The 25677-nt window shown below is 62.3% G+C and carries 20 protein-coding genes; 8 read left to right on the top strand and 12 right to left on the bottom strand.

The window, feature by feature from the left end; all coding sequences use genetic code 11:
• Positions 1–3 precede the first annotated feature (3 nt).
• On the top strand, positions 4–1059 hold the full coding sequence (locus KVG91_RS17055; protein WP_169377204.1) for an alkene reductase: 1056 nt from the start codon (positions 4–6) through the stop codon (positions 1057–1059).
• A 359-nt stretch (positions 1060–1418) separates the two neighbouring features.
• Here the strand turns inward: KVG91_RS17055 and KVG91_RS17050 are convergent, their stop codons facing one another.
• Positions 1419–2051, bottom strand: a complete 633-nt coding sequence (locus tag KVG91_RS17050) for a TetR family transcriptional regulator (RefSeq protein WP_169377203.1) — start codon at positions 2049–2051, stop codon at positions 1419–1421.
• A gap of 286 nt (positions 2052–2337) precedes the next feature.
• On the opposite strand from KVG91_RS17050, the gene KVG91_RS17045 reads away from it, so the two are divergent.
• From KVG91_RS17045 to KVG91_RS17015, 7 genes are all read left to right on the top strand, one after another.
• Complete coding sequence (locus KVG91_RS17045; RefSeq protein WP_169377202.1) at positions 2338–3483, top strand: efflux RND transporter periplasmic adaptor subunit; 1146 nt, start codon at positions 2338–2340, stop codon at positions 3481–3483.
• 3 nt (positions 3484–3486) lie between these two features.
• Entirely contained in the window at positions 3487–6648 is a 3162-nt protein-coding gene (locus KVG91_RS17040) for an efflux RND transporter permease subunit (RefSeq protein ID WP_169377201.1), read from the top strand.
• A complete protein-coding gene (adeC, locus tag KVG91_RS17035) occupies positions 6645–8102 on the top strand; it encodes an AdeC/AdeK/OprM family multidrug efflux complex outer membrane factor (RefSeq protein WP_169377200.1) in 1458 nt (485 codons plus the stop codon). Before KVG91_RS17040 ends, adeC begins: the two co-directional genes overlap by 4 nt.
• A gap of 303 nt (positions 8103–8405) precedes the next feature.
• A complete protein-coding gene (locus KVG91_RS17030; protein ID WP_169378639.1) occupies positions 8406–10103 on the top strand; it encodes a molecular chaperone HscC in 1698 nt (565 codons plus the stop codon).
• Positions 10104–10114: 11 nt separating this feature from the next.
• Positions 10115–11731, top strand: a complete 1617-nt coding sequence (locus tag KVG91_RS17025) for a J domain-containing protein (protein ID WP_169378640.1) — start codon at positions 10115–10117, stop codon at positions 11729–11731.
• 138 nt (positions 11732–11869) lie between these two features.
• Positions 11870–13333, top strand: a complete 1464-nt coding sequence (locus tag KVG91_RS27820; RefSeq protein ID WP_169378641.1) for a M91 family zinc metallopeptidase — start codon at positions 11870–11872, stop codon at positions 13331–13333.
• Positions 13334–13450: 117 nt separating this feature from the next.
• Entirely contained in the window at positions 13451–14350 is a 900-nt protein-coding gene (locus KVG91_RS17015) for a polysaccharide deacetylase family protein (RefSeq protein WP_169378642.1), read from the top strand.
• 329 nt (positions 14351–14679) lie between these two features.
• Here the strand turns inward: KVG91_RS17015 and pcaC are convergent, their stop codons facing one another.
• The 11 genes from pcaC to pcaR all read right to left on the bottom strand — a co-directional run bounded on the left by pcaC (position 14680) and on the right by pcaR (position 25390).
• Positions 14680–15078: a 4-carboxymuconolactone decarboxylase gene (gene pcaC / locus KVG91_RS17010; protein WP_169378643.1), complete on the bottom strand. Its 399-nt coding sequence runs from the start codon at positions 15076–15078 to the stop codon at positions 14680–14682.
• A gap of 10 nt (positions 15079–15088) precedes the next feature.
• The gene (pcaD, locus tag KVG91_RS17005) at positions 15089–15880 is read right to left on the bottom strand and encodes a 3-oxoadipate enol-lactonase (protein ID WP_169378644.1); all 792 of its coding nucleotides are present in this window, start codon (positions 15878–15880) and stop codon (positions 15089–15091) included.
• Positions 15881–15890: 10 nt separating this feature from the next.
• The gene (locus KVG91_RS17000) at positions 15891–17255 is read right to left on the bottom strand and encodes a 3-carboxy-cis,cis-muconate cycloisomerase (protein WP_169378645.1); all 1365 of its coding nucleotides are present in this window, start codon (positions 17253–17255) and stop codon (positions 15891–15893) included.
• 10 nt (positions 17256–17265) lie between these two features.
• Positions 17266–18561 carry an MFS family transporter gene (locus KVG91_RS16995; RefSeq protein ID WP_169378646.1) on the bottom strand — a complete coding sequence of 432 codons (1296 nt, stop codon included), beginning with the start codon at positions 18559–18561 and terminating at the stop codon, positions 17266–17268.
• A gap of 188 nt (positions 18562–18749) precedes the next feature.
• Positions 18750–19316 (bottom strand): protocatechuate 3,4-dioxygenase subunit alpha, encoded by a 567-nt coding sequence (gene pcaG, locus KVG91_RS16990; protein ID WP_169378647.1) that lies wholly within the window; start codon positions 19314–19316, stop codon positions 18750–18752.
• 1 nt (position 19317) lies between these two features.
• Positions 19318–20022 (bottom strand): protocatechuate 3,4-dioxygenase subunit beta, encoded by a 705-nt coding sequence (gene pcaH / locus KVG91_RS16985; RefSeq protein WP_169378648.1) that lies wholly within the window; start codon positions 20020–20022, stop codon positions 19318–19320.
• Between the two features lie 23 nt (positions 20023–20045).
• Positions 20046–21248, bottom strand: coding sequence for a 3-oxoadipyl-CoA thiolase (gene pcaF / locus KVG91_RS16980; protein WP_178115312.1), 1203 nt, complete (start codon positions 21246–21248; stop codon positions 20046–20048).
• Entirely contained in the window at positions 21245–22024 is a 780-nt protein-coding gene (locus KVG91_RS16975; RefSeq protein ID WP_169378650.1) for a CoA-transferase subunit beta, read from the bottom strand. Before KVG91_RS16975 ends, pcaF begins: the two co-directional genes overlap by 4 nt.
• Positions 22024–22881: a CoA transferase subunit A gene (locus KVG91_RS16970; protein WP_169378651.1), complete on the bottom strand. Its 858-nt coding sequence runs from the start codon at positions 22879–22881 to the stop codon at positions 22024–22026. Before KVG91_RS16970 ends, KVG91_RS16975 begins: the two co-directional genes overlap by 1 nt.
• Positions 22882–23061: 180 nt before the next feature.
• A complete protein-coding gene (locus KVG91_RS16965) occupies positions 23062–24402 on the bottom strand; it encodes an MFS transporter (protein WP_169378652.1) in 1341 nt (446 codons plus the stop codon).
• A gap of 145 nt (positions 24403–24547) precedes the next feature.
• A complete protein-coding gene (gene pcaR / locus KVG91_RS16960; protein ID WP_169378653.1) occupies positions 24548–25390 on the bottom strand; it encodes a pca regulon transcriptional regulator PcaR in 843 nt (280 codons plus the stop codon).
• Positions 25391–25677 lie beyond the last annotated feature (287 nt).

Genomic DNA, 25677 nt, shown 5'->3' with positions numbered 1-25677 from the left:
CCCATGACGACTATTTTCGATCCGATCACCCTGGGCGACCTGGAACTGTCGAACCGCATCATCATGGCGCCGCTGACCCGCTGCCGTGCCGACGCCGGTCGCGTACCCAATGCGCTGATGGCCGAGTACTACGTGCAACGCGCCTCCGCCGGGCTGATCCTCAGCGAAGCCACCTCGGTCACGCCAATGGGCGTGGGTTACCCCGACACGCCCGGCATCTGGTCCAACGATCAGGTACGTGGCTGGGCCAACATCACCAAGGCGGTGCATGGCGCGGGCGGCAAGATTTTCCTGCAACTGTGGCATGTGGGCCGCATCTCCCACGAATCCTACCTGAACGGCGAAACCCCGGTGGCTCCGAGCGCGATCCAGCCCAAAGGGCATGTCAGCCTGGTGCGCCCAATGGCCGACTACCCGACCCCCCGCGCCCTGGAAACCGCTGAAATCGCCGACATCGTCGACGCCTACCGCACCGGTGCCGAGAACGCCAAGGCCGCCGGTTTCGATGGCGTGGAAATCCACGGTGCCAACGGTTACCTGCTTGACCAGTTCCTGCAGAGCAGCACCAACCAGCGCACCGACAACTACGGTGGCTCCCTGGAAAACCGTGCGCGCCTGCTGCTGGAAGTCACCGACGCCGCCATCGAAGTCTGGGGCGCCGGCCGTGTGGGCGTGCACCTGGCCCCACGCGCCGATTCACACGACATGGGCGATGACAACCCGGCCCAGACCTTCACCTACGTCGCCAGCGAACTGGGCAAGCGTGGCATTGCCTTCATCTGCTCGCGTGAAAAGGAAGGTGCGGACAGCCTTGGCCCACAACTGAAGAAGGCTTTCGGTGGCATGTACATCGCCAACGAGCGCTTCACCAAGGACAGCGCCAATGCCTGGCTGGCAGAGGGCAAGGCGGATGCAGTGGCCTGGGGCGTGCCATTCATCGCCAACCCTGACCTGCCGGCGCGCTTGAAGGCGGATGCGCCGCTGAACGAAGCGCGTCCGGAAACCTTCTACGCCAAGGGCCCGGTTGGGTATATCGACTACCCAACGCTGGCGCTGTAATTGCCTGAAACGCAAAAGCCCCGGCTGGTAACAACCGGGGCTTTTTCACATCTACCTGGCATCCACCGCCTACCCAATGTGGGAGCGGGCTTGCCCGCGATAGCGGTGGCTCAGTCACACTTTTCGTAATTGACACGCTGCCATCGCGGGCAAGCCCGCTCCCACATTTGAATAGGCGCTGTTCTTAAGTAACAGGACTTCACAGAATGGCAACAAAATCGCTACAAAATACTTAGGCAGCTTCCTACCAACTGCCCGCCAGCCCGTATATAAAGTCATCCCACCTATCAGGCAGAAGGACGATTGACTGTCCTTGGGCTTTACTGTTGACACAACCTGATGCAATTACGCATTTTGTCTTAATTGCGCAGGCTGGGGCTCCAGCGCAGCATGTCCAGCCCTGCGTCGACCCAGCGTTCGGCGTCCTGATGCAGCTGGAAGCTGTCGGGAACCAACAGCCACTGGCCAATCAGCCCGTTGATGTAGGCGTGAATGCACACCGCGCCACGGGTGGTATCGAGATTTTCCGGCAGTTGCCCGCGATGGACCGCGTTACGCAAGGTGAGGCCGATGCGCAGGTTGCATTCCAGGCTATGGGTTTGGCGCTGGCGGCGCATGTCGCACATTTCATCGGTGAATTCGCACTTATGAAACAGGATCTCGTTGATGCGCCGGGTTTTCGGGTCCAGGGCCACTTGATGGAACAGATGAATCAACAGTTTGCGCATGCAGCCCAGCGGATCGAGCTCATCCTCGCTCTCACTGGCCCTGGCGAGTTCGTCCAGCGGCTCATGCAGCGTGTCGAGCAGCGCCTGCAGCAGGTCGGATTTATTGCTGAAGTGCCAATAGATGGCGCCCCGCGTCACACCGGCCAGCGCGGCGATGTCCGCCAGCGTCGTGCGCGCAACGCCGCGCGCATAGAAGGCTTGCTCGGCGGCGTCGAGAATCTGGTTGCGCGTTTCCTGAGCTTCCTCTTTGGTACGACGAACCATGGCAGTAAAACCTCAATCAGGGCACTTGAGACAATCGTTAACGCAGCATTAATGCCCGGTCACGATCATCTGAATATTTGTGGGACGGCACCGTCATGGGTGCCGAACGTAATGAAATCGAGGCGTAGCGCGTTGCTTTGTCAACATTGCGCGAAGCCTGTCAAGAGTTTACAAACAACCATGAACGTAAGTATATTGCGTAGCAAGCTACTTATCTACTCACCGTTTGTTTTTTACCCTTCCACACTTCTTGTGCGCACCCTGCGCGCCTGACCCGAGGATCTTCATGCAACTTAAGCCAGCTGTTACCGCTCTGGTCACTGCCGTCGCCCTGGCATCGCTGCTCAGCGGATGTAAAAAGGAAGAAGCGGCTCCGCCCGCTCAAACCCCTCAGGTCGGCGTGGTCACCCTACAACCGCAAGCCTTTACCCTGACGACAGAGCTGCCGGGCCGCACCACCGCCTACCGCATCGCGGAAGTTCGCCCGCAGGTCAACGGCATCATTCTCAAGCGCCTGTTCAAGGAAGGCGCGGACGTGAAGGAAGGGCAACAGCTCTACCAGATCGACCCGTCGGTGTATGAAGCCACCCTGAAAAGCGCGCAAGCCACCCTGACCCAGACCAAATCCATCACCGACCGCTACAAGCAGTTGGTCGATGAGCAAGCCGTGAGCCGTCAGGAATACGACACCGCTGTGGCCAACCGCATGACGGCCGAAGCCAACGTTCAAACCGCGCAGATCAACGTGCGATACACCAAGGTGTACGCGCCGATTTCCGGGCGTATCGGCCGTTCTTCGGTCACCGAAGGCGCGCTGGTCAGCAATGGCCAGGCCGACTCCATGGCCGTGATCCAGCAACTGGACCCGATCTACGTCGACGTCACGCAGTCCTCGGCCGAAATGCTGAAACTGCGCCGCGACCTGGAAAGCGGCCAATTGGAGAAAGCCGGCGCGAATGCCGCCAAGGTCAAGCTCACGCTGGAAGACGGCAGTGAGTACGGCCAGGACGGCAAGCTGGAATTCTCCGAAGTGTCGGTCGACCAGACCACCGGCTCGGTAACCCTGCGCGCCGTGTTCCCCAACCCCGATCACACCCTGCTGCCAGGCATGTTCGTGCACGCCCAGTTGCAAGCCGGCGTGAACAGCAAGGCGATCCTGGCACCGCAGCAAGGCGTGACCCGCGACCTGAAGGGTACCCCGACGGCGCTGATCGTGAATGCCGACAACAAGGTCGAGCAGCGTGAGCTGGTGGCCAACCGTACTTACGGCGCCTACTGGCTGGTGGAGAAAGGCTTGAACGCCGGTGACCGTGTGATCACCGAAGGCTTGCAGTACGTCAAGCCGGGCGCCGAGGTCAAGGTCAAGGAGGCTGACAACGCCAAGCCTGCCGGTTCCGCTGCTCCTGCCGCCGCTGCCGGCAAAGGGGAGTAATCCATGTCGAAATTTTTTATCGACCGTCCCATTTTCGCCTGGGTAATTGCCCTGGTGATCATGCTGGTCGGGGCACTGTCGATCCTGAAGTTGCCCATCAACCAATACCCGGCCATCGCGCCAACCGCCATCGACATCCAGGTGGCCTACCCAGGCGCGTCCGCACAAACCGTGCAGGACACCGTGGTGCAGGTGATCGAGCAACAGCTCAACGGTATCGACAACCTGCGTTATGTGTCCTCGGACAGTAACTCCGACGGCAGCATGACCATCACCGTGACGTTCAACCAGGGTACCAACCCGGACATCGCGCAGGTTCAGGTGCAGAACAAGCTGAACCTGGCCACCCCCCTGCTGCCGCAGGAAGTGCAGCAGCAGGGTATCCGCGTCACCAAGTCAGTGAAGAACTTCCTGATGGTGATCGGTCTGGTGTCCGAAGACGGCAGCATGACCAAGGACGACCTGTCCAACTACATCGTGTCCAACATCCAGGACCCGATTTCGCGGACCGCAGGTGTGGGTGACTTCCAGGTGTTCGGTTCGCAGTACGCGATGCGCATCTGGCTCGACCCGGCCAAGCTGAACAACTACCAGCTCACGCCGGTGGACGTCAGCGCCGCGATCCAGGCGCAGAACGTGCAAGTGGCCACCGGCCAGTTGGGCGGCTTGCCTGCCCTGCCCGGCACTCAGCTGAACGCTACCATCATCGGCAAGACTCGCCTGCAGACCGCAGAGCAGTTCGGCAACATCCTGATGAAGGTCAACACCGACGGTTCCCAGGTTCGCCTCAAGGACGTCGCGCGTATCGAACTGGGCGGCCAGACCTACAGCATCAGCGCGCAGTTCAACGGCAACCCGGCTTCGGGCATGGCGATCAAGCTGGCTGCCGGCGCCAACGCATTGGACACGGCCAAGGCCATCCGCGAAACGGTGAAATCCCTTGAGCCGTTCTTCCCGCCGGGCATGAAGGCGGTGGTGCCGTATGACACCACCCCCGTAGTGACCGAATCGATCTCCGGTGTGGTTCACACCCTGGTCGAGGCGATCGTGCTGGTGTTCCTGGTGATGTTCCTGTTCCTGCAGAACTTCCGCGCCACCATCATCACCACCATGACGGTGCCGGTGGTCTTGCTGGGTACCTTCGGGATCCTCGCGGCGTTCGGTTTCACCATCAACACCCTGACCATGTTCGGCATGATCCTGGCCATCGGCTTGCTGGTGGACGACGCCATCGTGGTGGTCGAAAACGTCGAGCGGGTGATGGCCGAGGAACACCTGTCGCCCAAGGAGGCGACGGTCAAGTCCATGGGCCAGATCCAGGGCGCCCTGGTGGGTATTGCCCTGGTTCTGTCGGCGGTACTGCTGCCAATGGCGTTCTTTGGCGGTTCCACCGGTGTGATCTACAAACAGTTCTCCATCACCATCGTTTCGGCCATGGCGTTGTCGGTACTGGTTGCACTGATCTTCACCCCGGCCTTGTGCGCCACCATGCTCAAGCCGATCGACCCGGAAAAGCATGGCCAACCCAAGCGCGGCTTCTTCGGCTGGTTCAACCGCACCTTCGACCGTGGCGTACTGAGCTACGAGCGCGGCGTGGGCAACATGATCAAGCACAAGATCCCGGCGTTCCTGGTGTACCTGCTGATCTTCGCCGGCATGATCTGGTTGTTCATGCGCATCCCTGCAGCCTTCCTGCCCGATGAAGACCAGGGCGTGATCTTTGCCCAGGTGCAGACGCCGGTCGGTTCGACCGCCGAGCGTACGCAAAAAGTCATCGACGACATGCGTATCTACCTGCTCAACGACAAGGAAGGCGAGCCAGGCGAAGGCAAAGGCGTGAAATCGGTGTTTACCGTGAACGGCTTCAACTTCGCCGGTCGTGGCCAAAGCTCGGGCCTGGCGTTCGTGATGCTCAAGCCGTGGGATGAGCGTGATGCGTCCACGTCGGTATTCGAAATCGCCAAGCGTGCCCAAGGCTACTTCATGCAGACCTTCCAGGACGCCATGGTGTTTGCCATCGTGCCGCCGTCCGTGCTGGAGTTGGGTAACGCCACCGGTTTCGACGTGTTTCTGCAAGATCAGGGCGGTGTCGGCCATGATAAGTTGATGGCGGCGCGCAACCAGTTCCTCGGAATGGCGGCCCAGAGCAAGATCCTGGCCGGTGTGCGCCCCAACGGCGTGAACGATGAGCCGCAATACGAACTCACCGTGGACGACGAAAAGGCCAGCGCCCAAGGCATCACGCTGTCCAACATCAACCAGACCCTGGCGATTGCCCTGGGCGGCAGCTACGTCAACGACTTCATCGACCGTGGCCGTGTGAAGAAGGTCTACGTGCAAGGTGAAGCGGCCAGCCGCATGTCGCCCGAAGACTTGAACAAATGGTACGTGCGCAGCGACTCCGGGAAGATGGTGCCGCTGTCGGCCATCGCCTCGGGCAAGTGGATCTACGGCTCGCCCAAACTCTCGCGTTATAACGGCGTGGCGGCGATGGAAATCCTCGGCACCCCGGCACCGGGCTACAGTACCGGTGACGCCATGGCCGAAGTCGAACGTCTCGCCAAGCAACTGCCGGCGGGCGTTGGCTATGCCTGGACGGGCCTGTCGTACGAAGAACGCCTCTCCGGCTCCCAGGCGCCTGCGCTGTACGCCCTGTCGCTGCTGGTGGTGTTCCTCTGCCTGGCGGCGCTGTACGAAAGCTGGTCGATTCCGATCGCGGTGGTGCTGGTCGTGCCGTTGGGCGTGGTGGGGGCGTTGATCGCCACCAGCATGCGCGGGTTGTCCAACGACGTGTTCTTCCAGGTGGGCCTGTTGGTGACGGTGGGCCTGGCGGCGAAAAACGCCATCCTGATCGTGGAGTTCGCCAAAGAGCTCCACGAACAAGGCAAGGGCATCGTCGAAGCCGCCATCGAAGCCTCGCGGATGCGTCTGCGCCCGATCATCATGACGTCCATGGCGTTCATCCTCGGCGTATTGCCGTTGGCGATCTCCTCGGGCGCGGGTTCAGGCAGCCAGCACGCCATCGGTACCGGCGTGATTGGCGGTATGATCACGGCCACTGTCCTGGCGATCTTCTGGGTGCCGTTGTTCTTTGCAACCGTGTCCGCCATCGGCGATCGCAAACCGAAAGAAACCAAGCAAACTCCTAAAGAGGCTGGCCAATGAGCAAGTCGCTACTCTCCCTAGCCGTCGCTGCATTCGTGCTCAGTGGCTGCTCGCTGATACCTGACTATCAGCGCCCCGAAGCGCCGGTGGCGGCACAGTTCCCCCAGGGCCCGGCGTATTCGTCGGCCCAGGCGCCGAACCAGGCCGCTGCCGAGCAGGGCTGGAAGCAGTTTTTCCACGACCCTGCCCTGCAACAGCTGATCCAGACCGCGCTGGTGAACAACCGTGACCTGCGCGTCGCGGCCCTGAACATCGACGCGTACGCGGCGCAATACCGCATCCAGCGTGCCGACCTGTTCCCGGCCATTTCGGCCACGGGTAGCGGCAGCCGCCAGCGGGTGCCGGCCCGTGCCTCGCAGACCGGTGAAGCCGGCATCACCAGCCAGTACTCGGCCACACTCGGGATCAGCTCTTATGAGCTGGACCTGTTCGGCCGGGTGCGTAGCCTGAGTGAGCAAGCGCTGCAACAGTACTTTGCGACTGAAGAAGCGCGCCGCAGCACCCAGATCAGCCTGGTGGCCAACGTGGCCAATGCCTACCTGACCTGGCAGGCCGACAAGGAACTGCTCAAGCTCACCCAGGACACCCTGGGCGCGTTCGAGCAGAGCTTCAAGCTCACCTCGCGCAGCAACGAAGTCGGCGTGGCGTCAGCCCTCGACCTGAGCCAGGCGCGCACCTCGGTGGAAAACGCCCGCGTGCAGCTTGCCCGGTATACGCGCCAGGTCGCCCAGGACGAAAACAGCCTGACCCTGCTGCTGGGCACCGGCCTGCCGGCGAATATCGCCAGCAAGCCGCTGTCGGATGACCTGCTCAGCGAAGTACCGGCCGGGTTGCCCTCGGACCTGCTGCAACGTCGTCCTGACATCATGCAGGCCGAGTACAACCTCAAGGCGGCCAATGCCAACATCGGCGCGGCCCGTGCCGCGTTCTTCCCGAGCATCAGCTTGACGGCCAACGCCGGCACCCTGAGCCCGGACCTCGGTGGCCTGTTCAAAGGCGGCTCGGGCACCTGGTCGTTCGCCCCGCAGATCAACATCCCGATCTTCAATGCCGGCAGCCTGCGCGCCAGCCTGGATTACTCCAAGATCCAGAAAGAGATCAACGTGGCGAACTACGAGAAGGCGATCCAGACCGGCTTCCAGGAAGTCTCCGACGGCCTCGCCGCGCGTGAGACCTACAAGCAGCAACTGGAGGCCCAGCGTGGCTTCGTCGCGGCCAACCAGGATTACTACCGCCTGGCCGAGCGTCGCTACCGCATCGGTGTCGACAGCAACCTGACGTTCCTCGATGCCCAGCGCCAGCTGTTCAGTGCCCAGCAGTCGCTGATCACCGACCGCCTGGCGCAGCTGACCAGCGAGGTCAACCTGTACAAGGCCCTCGGCGGTGGCTGGAACGAGCAGACCGCACAGAACGAGCGCTCGAAAGAAGACGCCCCGGCACTGAAGTTGTTCTGATAGCACCGCAGCAAACAAAACCGCCTCCCTCACCGGAGGCGGTTTTTTTATGCCTGATTTACCGACGTCTGTAGTGAGCGGGCTTGCCCCGCGCTGGGTGGCGAAGCCGCCCCAATAGGACCGCCGCGGTGTGTCAGGTGAAATTAGGGCGATCGGTTTGGGGCGGCTGCGCCACCCAGCGCGGGGCAAGCCCGCTCACTACAATCTGTGATCCATGCAACGTCAGTCGCCTTGCTTTTTCTTCAACCTTTCGGGGTAAAATTGGTAACAGATTCTTACAGACCACAGAGGGAGCTTGTCGTAATGATCGTAGGAATCGACCTGGGGACCACTAACAGCCTCGCGGCCGTCTGGCGCGGTGATGCCGCCGAAATGGTGCCCAATGCCCTTGGCCAGTTGCTGACCCCAAGCGTGGTCGGGCTGGATGATCAAGGCCGTGTCCTGGTAGGCCAGGCCGCCAAAGAGCGCCTGCACACCCATCCGCACCTGACCACTTCGCTGTTCAAGCGCTACATGGGCAGCGCCACCGAAGTGCGCTTGGGCGACCGCTCGTTCCGTCCGGAAGAACTGTCCGCGCTGGTGCTCAAAAGCCTCAAGGAAGACATCGAGCGCACCTACGGCCAGGCCGTCATCGAAGCCGTGATCAGCGTGCCCGCCTACTTCAGCGACGGACAGCGCAAGGCCACGCGCATCGCCGGTGAACTGGCCGGGCTCAACGTCGAAAAGCTGATCAACGAACCCACGGCCGCCGCCCTCGCCTACGGCCTGCATCAGCGCGACAAGGAGACCTCGTTCCTGGTCTTCGACCTGGGTGGTGGTACGTTCGACGTGTCGATCATCGAGCTGTTCGACGGCGTGATGGAAGTCCGCGCCAGCGCGGGCGACAACTTCCTCGGTGGCGAAGACTTCGACACCTTGTTGCTGGAGCACTTCGTTGACAGCCAGCGCAATGCCCAGGGTTTCCCGCCCACCCGCAGCGTGCTGCAAGCCCTGCGCCGCGAAGCCGAGCGCGTGCGCAAGGCCCTTGGGCAGGACGACAGCGCCGACTTCGCCCTGCGCGTCGACGGCCAGCAATGGGTGAAAACCATCACCCAACAGGAACTGACCAAGCTCTACACGCCGTTGCTCGAACGCCTGCGCGCGCCCATCGAACGGGCCCTGCGTGATGCGCGGATTCGGGTCGGCGACCTCGATGAAATCCTGCTGGTGGGCGGCACCACGCGCATGCCGCTGGTGCGCAAACTCGCCGCCGGTCTGTTCGGACGCTTCCCCTCCATCAGCCTCGACCCGGACCAAGTGGTCGCCCACGGCGCCGCGATCCAGGCTGCGCTCAAGGCTCGCTGCGCCGCACTCGAAGAAGTGGTGCTGACCGACGTGTGCCCCTACACCCTGGGCATCGAAACCTCGAACCAGTACGGCAGCCATATCGAGAGCGGCCACTACCTGCCGTTGATCGAGCGCAACAGCAGCGTGCCGGTGAGCCGGGTCAAAAGTGTGGTCACCTTGCATGATGACCAGCAGCGCGTACTGCTGAAGATCTACCAGGGTGAAAGCCGCCTGGTCAAAGACAACATCGAGTTGGGCCAACTGGACATTCCCGTGCCCAAGCGCAAGGCCGGCGAAGTCTCGCTGGATGTGCGCTTCACTTACGACAACAACGGCCTGTTGGAAGCCCAGGTGAGTATTCCGCTGACCGGCGAGCAGCACTCGCTGGTCATCGAGAACACCCCTGGCGTGCTTAGCCCGGATCAAATCCAGCAACGCCTGCAAGCCTTGGCGCTGTTGAAGGTTCACCCGCGCGACCAGCAGGTCAACACCGTGCTCATTGCACGCCTGGAACGGCTCTATCAGGAAAGCCTGGGTGAGCTTCGCGAGCAGCTTGGGCATTGGGCCGGGCAGTTCCAGCAAGTGCTCGACACCCAGGATGAACGGCGCATTCGCGAAGCGCGCAGTGAACTGACCCGTCAACTTGAGCAACTCGACAACGGGTTCTGGCGCTGAGAGACCACGACATGGAATGTTGGACCCTGCTGCAACTGCCGGAAAACGCCGACGAGCGCACCATCAAGCGCAGCTATGCGCGCCTGCTCAAAAACTGCCGGCCGGATGACGACGCGGCAGGCTTCCAGCGACTGCGCGAAGCCTATGAAGAAGCACTGGCCCACGCGCGCTGGCGAGCCGACGCTGAAGAGGAACAACCCGTCGCTGTAACGCCACTTGCCGAACCCGCCTACGCCAACCTCAACGATCTCGCGGAGCTGATGGACGTCAGCGTCCTGCAACCTGCCGCCGTGGAAGCGCCCAAGCCTGACCCCGCGCAGGCACTGCTCAGTGGCCTCAACGCCAGTAACTTCATCGAGCGCTGGGTCTTGGCCATTCAACAGGATTGCACCGAGGCCTACCAGGCGGGCTTGTTGCGTCATTGCTTCGATCATCCGGGCGAGCGCGTTGCGATAGCCCGTTGGGCAGTGAACCACCTGGAATGGCTGACGCCCTGGCAACAGGTCGCCATGACGCCGTGGCAGCACGATGTGCTCAGCGGCGAGCTGCTGCAGGACTACCGTCGCAGTTTGCAGGCGCTGCTGGAGCAAAAGGCCGAGCGCGAGTTCGTCACGGAACTCACGCACTACAACAACCAACCCTGGCTGCGGGTGTTCGACCTGCAACAGCAGTGGCAACGTCTTATCCTGCAGTTGCTCCACGACACCACCTGGAGCGTGCCACTGTTCGAGCGGGTGTGCCAGGTGTTCGGCTGGGACGACCAGAAAGGCGTATACCCGGAACCGGCCTGGATGTGGCGCGAGCTGGTGTCGCGCTGTGAGCAGGAAAGTTTCTACGCTCACCTGCAAGACAAGGCCCAGGATAAACGGCGCATGTCAGCCGACGCCCTGGCCGCGCGCTTGTTGCTGACGCCGATGAGTGCCACCCAGCAGAAACGCATGATCGACGGCTTTGGCGAAAACGAGTGGAACGCCTGCCGGTACCTGGCTGAAACCCTGACCTGGCGCTACCCGCAGCTGGCTGAGCGGCTGCCCCAGACCGACCTGTTCTTCTGGCGCAAATACGTGCCGCGGCCAATTTATACCCAAGTGCTTATCCGGCTGTGGGCCGTGTTCGCGTTGGGATTGGGCCTGAGCATCGCCCACGATAAACCCGACAACCTGGACGGGATGTCGCTGGTCATTTTTATGCTCATGGCCCTCCTGCCGGCGGGGGTTGGCTTTCGCGTCACTCAGCAATGGGCCGCAATGAGCTCAACCTATCGGGTCCAGGATGTGTGGCTGACCCAGTATTTGATTCCCAAGCGGCTCAACCCCAATGACTACTGGCTGGTCATACGCCACGGTGTGCCGCAGGTGATCATGCTCATAGCCTGCGGCTTGATGCTCGGCGTGCTGGGCATGGTGACCTACGCCGGCATGATCCTGATCAGCCTGTTGCACAAAAAACGCATCGGCCACATGAGCCAGAAGTTCAGCGAAAGCTACCCGTGGCTGAACGGCCTGCACTGGGCATTCTGGAGCCCCTGGCAAGCGGTGTTCCTGGTGGTGATGGTGGCATTGATCGTTGCTGCGCAACACTACTTGCCGCAAGTGCCCTGGACCCACTTGGACTTGCCCAAGCGCTAGCCCCGCGTGCCGGGCGCCAGCGCCCGGCGAACAGGTCACCTGCGTAAAACTCCATTACATCTATCAAGGAACCATTCGACGCGTCCGGCCAACTCCAAGAGACAGGGTCAACACCTGGCCCTCCGATAGGGATTACACATGGACGGTTCAAACCGTTTTACACTCTCGCCCCCCACCCCGCCTGTTGGCGCCCACAGTTCGACGACCGCACCGCCCACGGTCTTCAACAACAGCCACTACACCCCTGCCCAGCGTCCTCGGCCGGCACTCACGCCCGACAATCCGGTTCTAGCTCACCGTCATCTCTTTCTGGATGACGGCAATTTGAAAGCCAGCGGCCAGTCGGTGTGGGAACTGGACATCTCCTACAGCGTGATCAACAGTCTGATTCTTGAAACAGGTAACAAGGCGGATCAAGTTCATATCAGCCAGACACGTCCCGATCAATTGAATGTTCAGATCAACGGTCAGCTGTATCGTTTCGACAGCAACGATGGAGAAGGCAAGCCACTCACTTTCCACTTCAAGACTCACGACGGTAACGACACTCTTCGCATTGACGCCAACGTGACTCAGCCCATCACGGTGGATGCCGGGGATGGCGACGACCGAGTGCACGCCGGTGGTGGTTATACGCGCCTGTTTGGTGGCAAGGGTAATGACGTCCTGCGCTTTGGCAGCGGCGTGGGCTACGCCGAAGGCAACGACGGCGATGACCTGATCTTCGGCGGCAGCGGCGATAACGTTCTTTATGGCAACAACGGCAACGACCGTCTCTACGCAGGTGGGGGGACAAAAACTAAAACGAGCTACCTGGATGGCGGTAACGGCAATGACCGTCTGTATGCCGGCAACGGCCATACCGTGTTGCACGGCGGCGACGGTGATGATCGCTTGGTGGGTCACGACCGCAATACCTTCTATACCGGCACGGGTCACGACACGGTGATCGCCAATCGTCCTGGCGACCTGATCTACGCGCAAGCCGGCGATTCGGCCGACCCGTCGCCGCTCGAAGGCTTTGTGATAAAGGGCTCGGCCGAATTTATCCAACGGGTTGAAGACGACCTGGCCTTGCTGCGCAGCTCGCCACATGGCAAGCAAATGCTTGCCGAGATGAATGCGCTGGCCCAACGTAACGGCGCGCCGGTAACCATTGTGGAGGATCTGGTGGATACGGGCAGCGGCTACATCTATGGCAGCCAGGCACTCAAGACATTGCTGCAATACGAACGCGCGCCCATAGTCGGCGACGACCCCAAGTGGGGTTTTATGGTCGACGGCGTGCCGGGGTCACGCGCTGACCGAGCTGAAATCGTTTACAACCGCTCCCACCTGGACGTATTGGCAGGCGTGACTTATTCGCCGATCACGGCGCTCTATCACGAAATGGTGCACGCCTATAACGCAGGTCATGGCACTTCCTTGGCGGGTTCGACCATCGAGACGCTTGATGGCAAGCTCTACGAGACGTCCAACAGCGAACTTCAAGCCGCGGGTCTGCCCACTACGCCAGCGTCTACGCCCAACCCCAAAGCCCTCACTGAAAACGCCTTGCATGAAGAAATGGGCACGCCGCTGCGCAGCCAATACGTTGACTGATCGCTGCCGGCGCTCGTTTGTCAGCCGGTAACCTCACAGCCTCCGTCTTGCGGTATGGTGCGCGCCTGCCGCTGCTGATCCAGACAGCAGCGGCCTTCACTCGAGCCCGCGCCCACCATGAAATACCTTGCCATCGCATTCGCAGGGCTTGCCCTCGCCTTGATCCTTAGTGGCTGCACCGGTTCGCCCATTGCGCTGACAGCACAGACCGAGCAGCGCCTGCAGGCCCAGGCGCCGATCCGTTTCTTGCTGACCTTCGATGACGGCCCCAGTGCCTCGGGCTACAACAACCCGAGCCGTTCGGTGGTCGCTGACCTGGCGCGGAACCCGGTGCTGCCGGGGATCAAGGCGGTGTTTTTCCTGCAGACCGAAGCCGCGCGCTCCGGCGGCAGTGCCCGCGGGCGCAAGACCATGGAGCGTGAATACGCCGGCGGGCATATCCTGGCGTTCCACACCGCCACCGCGTTCCATACCAACCACCGCTGGCTGAACGACGCCGAACTGGAGCGCACCCTCACCCAGGGCGCGGCCGACCTTGCCGCGATCACTGGCAGCCCGCCCCTGCTGGTCCGTCCACCTTTCTGGAACTACGACCGCCGTACCTTCGCCGCTTACCAGCGCCATGGCATGCAAGTATTGTTGACCGACTTGAGCGCCAATGATGGCAAGATCTGGGGCTTCAACGCCAGCCCACGCCGCCGCGCCAACCTGTATCGGCAACTGTCGGTGGTGCGCGAGCGTATCGCCCTGGGCGAATTGCCAACCGTGGACGGGGTGATTCCAGTTGTGGTGACCTTCCACGACATCAACCGCTACACCGCGATCCATATGCAGGAGTACTTGCAGATCCTGCTGGACAGCGCGCAAGTCAACAGCCTGAAAACCGCCGCCGAACCGTTCTACACCGACACCGCCGGGCTTCAGCGCGCCGCGCTGGCGCGGACGGTGAAGGATGTGACTGAAGAGGTAAACCTGCCGGGCGTGTGGAACTGGGTGTGGGATGCCGACTCGCACTGATTCCCGGTGCAGGAAGATCTGATCTCCTGTGGGAGCTGGCTTGCCTGCGATAGCCATAGGTATCTACACAACTATCAGAGGCTGGCGAACCTCTCTGTGGCGAGCGGGCTTGCCCCGCGTTGGGCTGCGTAGCAGCCCCAAAATCAGCCTCCGCGAGGCATCTGATACACCGCGTTCTGCTTACTGGGGCTGCTTCGCAGCCCAACGCGGGGCAAGCCCGCTCGCCACAACAGCCTTATTTACTGGGGTTTAAGCGTCAAGCCAACGTTGTGTAGATACCTATGGCTATCGCAGGCAAGCCAGCTCCCACATTTGATCGCATTTCAGGTTCAGGTCTGCTGCCGCGACTCCACGCCCAGCTCATCCCACACCGACTCGGCCAAGTGAAACGTCGCATTCGCCGCCGGAATACCGCAGTAGATCGCGCTCTGCATCAGCACTTCCTTGATCTCGGCACGGGTCACGCCGTTGCTGGCGGCGGCGCGCAGGTGCAGCTTGAGTTCGTCGTTGCGGTTCATGCCGATCAGCATGGCGATGGTAATCAGGCTGCGGGTGTGCCGGGGCAATCCGGGGCGGGTCCAGATGTCGCCCCAGGCATGGCGGGTGATCATTTCCTGGAACTCGCCGTTGAATTCGGTCAGGGCGTTGAGGCTGCGGTCGACATGGGCGTCACCCAGCACTTCGCGGCGCACTTGCAGGCCGTCGGCGTAACGTTGTTTCTCGTCCACGAAAAGCTCCTCAGCAGTCCAGCAGGAAGTCCAGCACACGGTCGCTGAACGCAGCCCCGGCCTGGACGTTGGACAGGTGCGCCGCATAGAACTCGGCGTATTGCGCTCCCCGCACATGGTTCTGGATAAAGTGGCCGCCGGCCGGCGGTGTCACGGCATCTTCAGTGCCGGCAACCACCAAGGTCGGCACCTTGATCGAGGCCAACTGCTCACGGAAATCGGCGTCACGCACCGCCGCGCAATTGGCGGCGTACCCCTCGGGTGACGTCGTTGCGAGCATATCGGTGATTTGCCTGGCCTGATGCGGGTTAGCCGCAGCAAAGTCGGCGGTGAACCAACGTGCAATCGACGCATCGCGCAGGGCCACCATTGCCGCTGCGCCGTCGCGCAGCACCGTCTCGATACGCGGGTTCCACACCTCGGGCGTGCCGATTCTGGCAGCGGTGTTGCACACCACCAGGCGGTGCAGGCGCTGGCCCGCGTTGATCCCCAGCCATTGGCCGATCAAGCCGCCCATGGACAAGCCGCAGAAGTGCGCGCGCGCAATCCCCAGCGCATCCAGCAGAGCGATCACATCGCGACCCAGTTGCTCGATGCTGTACGGCCCCGGCGTGACCAGGGATTTGCCATGGCCCCGGGTGTCCAGGCGCAGCACACGAAAGTGCCGGGTGAACGCCGGGATCTGGATGTCCCACATGTGCAGGTCGGTGCCCAGCGAGTTGGAAAGCACCAGCACCGGCGCATCCACAGGGCCGTCCAGTTGGTAATGCAGTTCGCCTTCGGCGAGTTGTACGAATGCCACGGTGGTCTCCTCAGGCAGTCAACGCGAAATGTTCAGTCACGGCACGCGTCACCCAGGTTTGCGCCTGGCCCAGGTAGTGCGCGGGGTCGAGCAAGTGGTCCAGCTCAGCCGCCGACAGTTCGGCGGTGACTTGCGGTTCATCGGCCAATACCGCGCGCAGGTGCCGCCCCTCTGCGACGGCGCGCTTGCAGCATTGCTCCAGCAAGTGGTGCGCGGTTTCACGGCCCAGGCGCTGGGCAAGCACGCTGCTGACCGCTTCAGCCAACACCAGGCCCTGGGTCAGGTCGAGGTTTTGCGCCATGCGCTGCGGGTCGAGTTCCAAGCCTTCGCTGGCCAGCAACGCCTGTTGCAATGCGCCGGATACCAGGCGGCAAATCTGCGGCAGGGTTTCCCATTCGGCATGCCACAACCCCAGGCTGCGCTCGTGTTCCTGGGGCATGGCGCTGAACATCGTCGCCACCAGGCCCGGCACACGGGTGGCGGCGCTGATCAGCACCGCCGCGCCCACCGGGTTGCGTTTGTGCGGCATGGTGGACGACCCGCCCTTGCCCGGCGCCGACGGCTCGAACACTTCCGCCGCTTCGGTCTGCATCAGCAGGCTGATATCACGCCCCAGTTTGCCGAGGCTACCGGCGATCAGCCCGAGCACACTGGCGAACTCCACCAGGCGATCGCGCTGGGTGTGCCAGGGTTGTTCGGGCAAGGTCAGCTGCAGCTCTTTTGCCAGCGCCTCGGCCACCGGCATGGCCTGCTCGCCGAGCGCTGCGAGGGTGCCGGATGCCCCGCCAAATTGCAGCACCAGCAGGCGCGGCTTAAGTTCTTTCAGGCGCTGGCGACTGCGCGTTACCGCGCCCAGCCAACCGGCGATTTTCATCCCCAGGGTGACCGGCGTTGCGTGTTGCAGCCAAGTCCGTCCGGCCAGCGGCATACTGGCATAACGCTGGGCCTGGGCGGCGAGGACGTTGCCCAGGCGCTCGAGGTCCGCTTCGATCAGTTCCACCGCCCGCCGCGCTTGCAGCACCAGGCCGGTGTCCATCACATCCTGGCTGGTCGCGCCCAGATGCACATAGCGCTCCGCGTCGGCGTCTTCAGCGGCAATCAACTTGCCCAGCGCCTTCACCAATGGGATCGCGGAGTTCCCCGCCGCAGCGATCGCCACGCCGAGGGCATCCACGTCGTACAACGACGCCAGGCACGCCTGGGCAATCGGTGCCACGGCGGCCTGGGGAATCAGCCCGGCCTGGGCCTGCGCCCGGGCCAACCCCGCCTCAAAATCGAGCATGCCCTGCAGGCGTCCTTGGTCGCAGAACACCTGCGCCATGCTGTCGGCCGTGAAGTAAGCGTCGAACAATTGGTTGCTCGTGCGCAGTGTCATAGCTCATCCCTTACAGATCGTGGTGCAAGTACGCCGCCTGTTTCGGCAAGCGCAAGCTGAACAGGAAAGCGATCGCCATCATCGCCGTGACGTACCAGTAAAAGCTGTTTTCCATGCCGATGGACTTGAGGCTCAACGCGACGAACTCCGCCGAACCGCCAAAGATCGCGTTGGCCACCGCATACGCCAGGCCCACGCCCAAGGCACGCACCTGGGGCGGAAACATTTCCGCTTTGACCAGGCCGCTGATAGAGGTATAGAAGCTGACAATCGCCAGCGCCAGGGTGATCAGCACAAAGGCCAGGAACGGGTTGCTGACGGTTTTCAGGGTCAGCAGGATCGGCACGGTAAACAAGGTGCCGAGGCCTGCAAACCACAACATCGAGTCACGCCGGCCGATCTTGTCCGCCAACATGCCGAACAGCGGCTGCATGCACATGTAGAGAAACAAGGCGCCGGTCATGATGTAGCTCGAGGTCTTGGCATGCATGCCCACGGTGTTGACCAGGTACTTCTGCATGTAGGTAGTGAAGGTATAGAAAATCAGCGAACCGCCGGCGGTATAACCCAGCACGGTGATGAACGCGGCCTTGTGGTCGCGAAACAGCGCGGCGATGCTGCCGGCGTCCTTGTCTTCGCGCATTTCCTTGCTGGTGGTTTCTTTCAGCGTGCGCCGCAGCAGCAGGGAAATCACCGCAGCGACGGCGCCGATCACGAACGGAATCCGCCAGCCCCATGCCCGCAGTTCTTCTTCGGTGAGAATCTGTTGCAGGATCACCACCACCAACACCGCCAGCAACTGGCCGCCGATCAGGGTCACGTACTGGAACGAGGCGAAGAAACCGCGCTGGCCCTTGAGCGCCACTTCGCTCATGTAGGTCGCAGTGGTGCCGTACTCGCCGCCCACCGACAAGCCCTGGAACAGACGTGCGATCAACAGCAGGATCGGTGCCCACACGCCGATGTCGTTGTAGGTCGGCAGAAAGGCGATCACCAGGGACCCGGCGCACATCATCAGCACCGAAATCATCATGGAGTTCTTGCGACCGTGCTTGTCGGCGACTCGACCGAACAGCCAGCCGCCGATGGGCCGCATCAGGAACCCGGCGGCGAACACACCAGCGGTGTTCACCAATTGGACGGTGGGGTTATCCGAGGGGAAAAACGCCGGGGCAAAATAGATGGCGCAGAAGGCGTAGACGTAGAAGTCGAACCATTCGACGAGGTTGCCGGAGGACGCGCCGACGATGGCAAAAATCCGCTTGCTGCGTTCTTCTCCGGTGTAATGACTGGTTTTTGTTGTCATGGTTTTTACTCAGTGGGAACGGTTATAGCCTAGACATACTTTGCAACAAGCTCGTTCCGCAAGCAGACTTATGGGTATGCATCGACTGGGAGGGCCTCATCGCAGGCAAGCCAGCTCCCACATTTTGATTTGTGAACACCGTAAAATGTGGGAGCTGGCTTGCCTGCGATAGGGCCTTCACGGCCAACTCAGTAATCGAAAAATACCGTTTCCTTATCTGTTCCTTGCAAAACCACATTCCACTGATACAGACCGTCCGTACCCTGCTTTGCAATCAAGGTGCCACGGCGTTCGCCAGGCACACACGCCAACAACGGGTCATCCCCATTCAACGCTTCGCCGTCAAAATAAATCCGCGTCAGCAAATGTTTCACCAGCCCCCGCGCAAACACCAGCACCACCAGGTGCGGCGCCTGGGTCGTGCCCTTCAATCCCGGCACGGCGCCCGGCTTGATGGTGGTAAAGCGAAACCGCCCTTTTGCATCCACCGGCACGCGGCCGAACCCGTCAAAATTCGGGTCCAGCGCCTGGTCCTGCTCATCTTCCGGGTGGTCATACTTGCCGGCGGCGTTGGCCTGCCAGACCTCCAACATGGCGTCGTTGACCACGTCGCCGTTGCCATCCACCACCTGCCCGCTGATCGCCACGCGTTCGCCAAGGGTGGCGGCCACAGTCAAGTCTTCGCGGTTCAGCCAGGTCAGGCCGATGTGGTAATACGGCCCGACGGTGTGGGATGTGGTCGCGTTGAGTGTCATCTCATTTCTCCATCGGCGTGGCGTCGCGGCCGCGCAGGACGATGTCCCAGCGGTAGCCAAGGGCATAGGAAGGAATGGTTTTTTCCAAGTCGAAACGGGCGATCAAACGTTCCTTGGCCGAGGTGTCCGGCACGCAGTTGTAGATCGGGTCGTAGGCCAGCAGCGGGTCGCCGGGGAAGTACATCTGCGTGACCAGCCGCGTCAAAACGCTCGGCCCGAACAGCGAGAAGTGGATATGCGCCGGGCGCCACGCATTGGGGTGATTGCCCCACGGGTAGGCGCCGGGCTTGATGGTCTGGAACTGGTACCAACCCTCGGCGTCGGTGACGGTGCGACCGGTGCCGGTGAAGTTGGGGTCCAGCGGCGCGTCGTGCAGGTCACGCGGGTGGTTGTAGCGGCCGGCGGCATTGGCCTGCCAGATCTCCACCAGGATGCCGGGGACCGGCAGGCCGTTTTCGTCCAGCACACGGCCGTGAATGATGATGCGTTCGCCCTGGGGCTCGCCGTCATGCTGGGCGGTCAGGTCATTATCCGACGCATTGATACGCTCGGCACCTATGGTCGGGCCGGTGATTTCCGACAAGGAATGCGGCAGGAATACCAAGGGCTTGGACGGCGAACGCAGGTTCGTCGACTGGTAGGCCGGGTGCAGGTAATCCGGTTGAGTGCCCGCTTGCGGGCGCCGGTATCCGGGCTTGTCACTCATGGAGCAATCCTCTCTTATTAGACTTAGACGCGTTCGATCGCCAGGGCCAGGCCTTGGCCGACACCCACGCACATGGTCGCCAGACCTTTGCGGCCGCCGGTTTTTTCAAGCTGATGCAGGGCGGTCAGCACCAGGCGCGCGCCACTCATGCCCAGCGGGTGGCCAAGGGCAATGGCACCGCCGTTTGGGTTGACCTGCGGCGCGTCATCGGCGATGCCCAGTTCACGCAGCACTGCCAGGCCTTGGCTGGCGAAGGCTTCGTTGAGTTCGATCACGTCAAAGTCGGTGACCGCCAGGCCAAGGCGCTCCACCAGTTTGCGCACCGCCGGCACCGGGCCGATGCCCATCACGCGCGGCGCGACAGCGGCGCTGGCCATGCCCAATACGCGGGCGCGGGCAGTCAGGCCATGCTGCTTGACGGCTTCGGCGGACGCCAGGATCAGCGCCGCCGCGCCGTCATTCACCCCCGAGGCATTGCCGGCGGTGACGGTCTTGTCGGAACCGTTGACCGGTTTTAGTCTGGCGAGGGCTTCCAGGCTGGTGTCCCGCGGATGCTCATCGTGCTCCACCACGGTTTCGCCTTTTTTATGGGCCACCCGCACCGGCACGATTTCCTCGGCGAAAAAGCCCGCAGCTTGCGCGGCAGCGGCGCGTTGCTGGCTGCGCAGGGCGAAGGCGTCCTGGTCGGCACGGGAGATAATGTAATCGTCGGCGACGTTGTCGCCAGTCTGCGGCATCGCGTCCACGCCGTACTGCGCCTTCATCAACGGGTTGATAAACCGCCAGCCGATGGTGGTGTCTTCCAGTTTCATGTTGCGCGAAAACGCTGCGTCGGCCTTGCCCATCACGAACGGCGCGCGGGACATCGACTCGACGCCACCGGCAATCGCCAGCTCCATCTCGCCGCTGGCAATGGCGCGAAAAGCCGTGCCGATGGCGTCCATGCCCGAGGCGCACAACCGATTGAGGGTCACGCCCGGAACGTTCTGCGGCAGGCCGGCCAGCAACAGCGCCATGCGCGCCACGTTGCGGTTGTCTTCACCGGCCTGGTTGGCGCAGCCGAGGAACACTTCGTCGACCGCGGTCCAGTCCACCGACGGGTTGCGCTCGATCAGCGCTTTGATCGGCAGGGCCGCCAGGTCATCGGCGCGCACGGTGGACAGGCCACCGCCGAAACGGCCGATGGGCGTACGAATGGCATCGCAGATAAACACATCACGCATCAGGCTTCTCCGGGCGCTTGGCCATGGGCGGCTGCGGTGCGTGCTTCAAGGTCACGCAAGGCGGTCAGCTCAACGTCAGTCGGTTCGGCGGTGGTCTGGACCTGGTCGGCAAAACGAATCGCCCAGCCAGTGGCGGCCACCACGTGTTCTCGGGTCACGCCAGGGTGCAGCGCAGTGACCACGAACTCATGGGTGCCCTCTTCCGGCTCCATGATGCACAGGTCGGTAATAATTCCGACCGGCCCGGCACCCGGCAGGCCCAGGCGTTTGCGCGAGTCGCCGCCCTCGCCGTGGCCCACCGAGGTGACGAAGTCGAGTTTGTCGACAAACGAACGCACCGACTGCTTGAGGATTATCAGCACGCTCTTGGCGGAACCTGCGATCTCCGGCGCGCCACCGGCACCCGGAAGACGCACCTTGGGCTGGTGGTAATCACCGACCACGGTGGTGTTGATGTTGCCGAAGCGGTCAACCTGGGCCGCGCCGAGAAAGCCCACGTCAATGCGCCCGCCCTGCAGCCAGTAGCGAAAGATCTCACCGGTGGGCACGACGGTGTCAGCGGTTTCCGCCAGTTCGCCGTCGCCGATGGACAGTGGCAGCACCGATGGCTTGGCGCCAATCGGGCCGGACTCGTAGATCAGCACGACGTCCGGCGACGAGGTCAGGCGCGCCAGGTTCGCCGCCTTGGACGGCAGGCCGATGCCGACAAAGCATACGGCGCCATTCTTGAGGCGGCGCGCGGCGGCGACGGTCATCATTTCATGGGTCGAGTAAGCCATTACTTGGCCTCCTGCGCGCTGGCCAGCTTGGCCTGGAATTCAGTGAAGTCGGCGGTGCCGTGGATGTATTCATCGATCCAGGCGGTAAAGGTCCCACGGTCGCGGGCAATCGGATCCCACGCCTGGTAGAAGCGGTTGTCACGTTCGTTGTAGCCGTGGGCGTAGGACGGATGCGCACCACCGGGAACATGGCACACCGCAGTCAGGGCCCACGTCGGCAACACGCAGCTGTTCATCGGCGCGTTGAGGTCATCGACGATCTCTTCGACGGTAACGATGCAGCGCTTGGCGGCCAGCGCCGCTTCCTTTTGCACACCCAGGATGCCCCAGAGCAATACGTTGCCTTTGCGGTCGGCCTTTTGTGCGTGGATCACCGTGACATCCGGGCGCACCGACGGCACCGCCGCCAGCACTTCGCCGGTGAACGGGCAGGTCACGGTCTTGATCAGCGGGTTGACCTTGGGCAGGTCGGAGCCCGCGTAGGCACGCAGTACGGCGAACGGCAGGCCCGACGCGCCGGCGACGTAGGCATTGGCCAGGTCGGCGTGGCTGTGTTCTTCAATGTCCAGCGGCTGCGGCCACTGCTTCTCGACCGCGTCGCGCAGCCGATGCAGGGAGCCCACGCCCGGGTTGCCGCCCCAGGAGAAAATCAGCTTGCGAGCGCAACCGGCACCGATCAACTGGTCGTAGATCAGGTCAGGTGTCATACGCACCAGCGTCAGGTCTTTCTTGCCCTGACGAATGATTTCATGACCCGCTGCCGTAGGGATCAGATGGGTGAAGCCTTCCAGCGCGACGGTGTCGCCGTCATTCACACATTGCTCCACCGCGTCACGCAGCGCGAGAATTTCAGCCATGGGGTTCGGACTCCCGGTGTGGATCGAAAAAGGCGCTGAGGTGGCGCCGAAGTGCTTGGAGATTAAGCCGGAGGGATGAGCCAAACAATCCGATAATCGACTGAGTGTTCGATTACCGAACCGATTGTTGTCTGGCTATCATTCAGCCGAACATGGCTAATGGTGGGAGCTGCGCTCGCCTCAGGTGGCATCGGCATGGCTGACCATGCCTTTGATGACGACTGCTGCTGTCGCCAATGCCGCCGGTATCACCAACGCCGTGAGTACCTGCTCGAAGTTCCAGCCCAGGCCCAGCAAGGTGGCGCCCATCCACGCGCCGAGGATTGCGCCGAAACGGCCGATGCCGAGCATCCACGACACGCCGGTGGCGCGGCCCTGGGTCGGGTAGAAGCGCGCAGCCAGAGACGGCATGGCCGACTGCGCACCGTTGACGCACATCCCGGCGATCAGCACCAAGGTCGCGAGCACGGTGATATTGCCCAGGCTCTGCCCCACCGCGTAGGCAAACACCCCAGCCAGCAGGTAAAAAGTGCCAATGACTTTGTGGGGGTTGAACCGATCCATCGCCCATCCCACCCCCACCGCGCTCAAGACGCCACCAAACTGGAACAATGCGCCGATAAACGCGGCCTGCTCCATGCTGGCGCCGCTGTCGCGCATCAGGGTTGGGAGCCAACTGGTGAGCAGGTACACGATCACCAGGCCCATGAAGTAAGTGAGCCACAGCAACAAGGTGCCGGCGCTGTAGGTACCGGAGAAAATCACCGCGAACACATTGCGGGCCTTGACGGTTTTTTGCTCGGGCACGCTGAAATGGGTGGCCTGGGCGACAATGGACGGTTCGATGGGTGACAGGGCCTTGCGCACCCTGTCGGTACCCCGATTGCGCACCACCAGGTAACGCGCCGATTCCGGCAGCCACACCAGCAATACCACCGCCAGGATCAACGGCAGGACGCCGCCGATCAGCAGCAGGCTATGCCAGCCGAACGCCGGGATCAGCTTGGCGGAAACAAACCCGCCGCCGGCCATGCCCAGGTTGAAGCCGCAGAACATGCTCGTCACCAGCAACGACTTGTGGCGCTCGGGCGTGTATTCAGACAGCAGCGTCGTCGCGTTCGGCATGCCGGCCCCCAGGCCCAGCCCGGTCAGGAAGCGCAGTACCAGCAACTGGTCGACATTGCTGCTGTAGGCGGACGCCAGGCTGAACGCGCCAAACACCAGCACCGCGCCCACCAGTACCCCTTTGCGCCCGAAGCGATCCGCCAGCGGGCCGGAGCCCAGTGCGCCGAAGACCATGCCGATCAACGCGGCGCTCATCACCGGGCCAAGGCTGGCGCGGTCGATGCCCCAGTCCTGGGACAGCGCCGGCGCGATGAAGCCCATGGCGGCAGTGTCGAGGCCATCGAGGAACACAATCAGGAAACACAGGATCACCACGCGCCACTGATAACGCGAAAGGGGCTGGTTGTTGATGAAGGACTGGACATCCAACGGGGTACCGACAGAGGGCTGATTCATTATTTTTATTTCCACACCGATGGCGGGCTGATGGCCTGAGGCCGTCATTTATTATGGGCGGCGCGCACAGCGCTGCCGCACATTAATAAGCCAGGGGAAACACCGTCAATTGATCAGACCAGGATCTGTGCGGTCACCGAACAGCTTAGGCGAACAGCTGCGCACTCAGCTCGCGGCTGGCACTGAGCATGCTGGGCAGGAAGCGTTGCTCCAGTTCGCTGCGGCTGACCCGTCCGGCGTGGGTGCTCACGTTCAGCGCGGCCAACACCTGGCCCGACGCGTCGTACACCGGCACGGCAATGGAGCGCAGGCCTTGCTCAAGTTCCTGGTCGACGATGCACCAGCCCTGCTGACGCACCTGTTGCAGGCATTCGAACAGCGCCTCGGTCGTCGTGAGGGTGCGGCTCGTCTTGGTTTGCAGGTCGGCGTGGTCGAGGTAATCCTGCAGCGAGGCATCATCGAGCGCCGCAAGCAAAATGCGGCCCATGGAGGTGCAATAGGCGGGTAGCCGCCCGCCGACCGACAGGTCCACCGAAATCAGGCGCTGGGTGGTGGCCGAACGGGCGATGTACAAGATGTCGTCGCCTTCAAGGGTGGCCATGTTGCAGGCCTCGTGGAGCTGCTCGCTCATGCGGTCCAGGTAAGGTTGGGCCGACACGGCCAGTGGCGTGGACGACAGGTAGGCATGGCCTAGGGTCAGGACTTTGGGCAGCAGCGAATAGGTACGCCCGTCGGTGGTGGCATAGCCGAGCTTGATCAAGGTATGCAGGCAACGGCGCACGGCGGCGCGGGGGATTTCCGTGCGGTGGCTGATCTGGGCGATGGTGAGGTGGCGCTTGCGTTCCTGGAAGGCCTGCACCACAGCCAGGCCACGGGCCAGGGAGGTCATGAAGTCTGGATCACCGGTAAAGGCCTGGATACGCTTGGCCGCAGAAGCGACGATCGGCGGCGCCACTGACGCGAAAGAGTTGCGCAATTGATCGTTCATGTCGGGATCCTTTGTCTTATTGCCAACCGCAGGGGAGGCTTGCCTTCTATTACAAGACGCGTCGGCCTGCGCGCGCAAGGCAGGGCTGGTCACATCGTGCGATTATCGGGCGGTCATTCGATTATCGCAATTTACGCCGCCAAGCGTGGGCTCGCTGCACCGTACTCACATTAACGCGCTGAATTAATGTGAGCTCGGTTGCACGCTTGACGTCAGGAATCGCGCAATCATCCCGCGTGTTACGAAACAGGACCCTCACATAAGTTGACTGTTTTTAACTTTATGCA

The organism is Pseudomonas azadiae, assembly GCF_019145355.1.
In the GTDB taxonomy this organism is placed as follows: domain Bacteria; phylum Pseudomonadota; class Gammaproteobacteria; order Pseudomonadales; family Pseudomonadaceae; genus Aquipseudomonas; species Aquipseudomonas azadiae.
The sequence above is the reverse complement of the archived record's forward strand: the minus strand, read 5'-3'. Positions and strand labels throughout refer to the sequence as shown.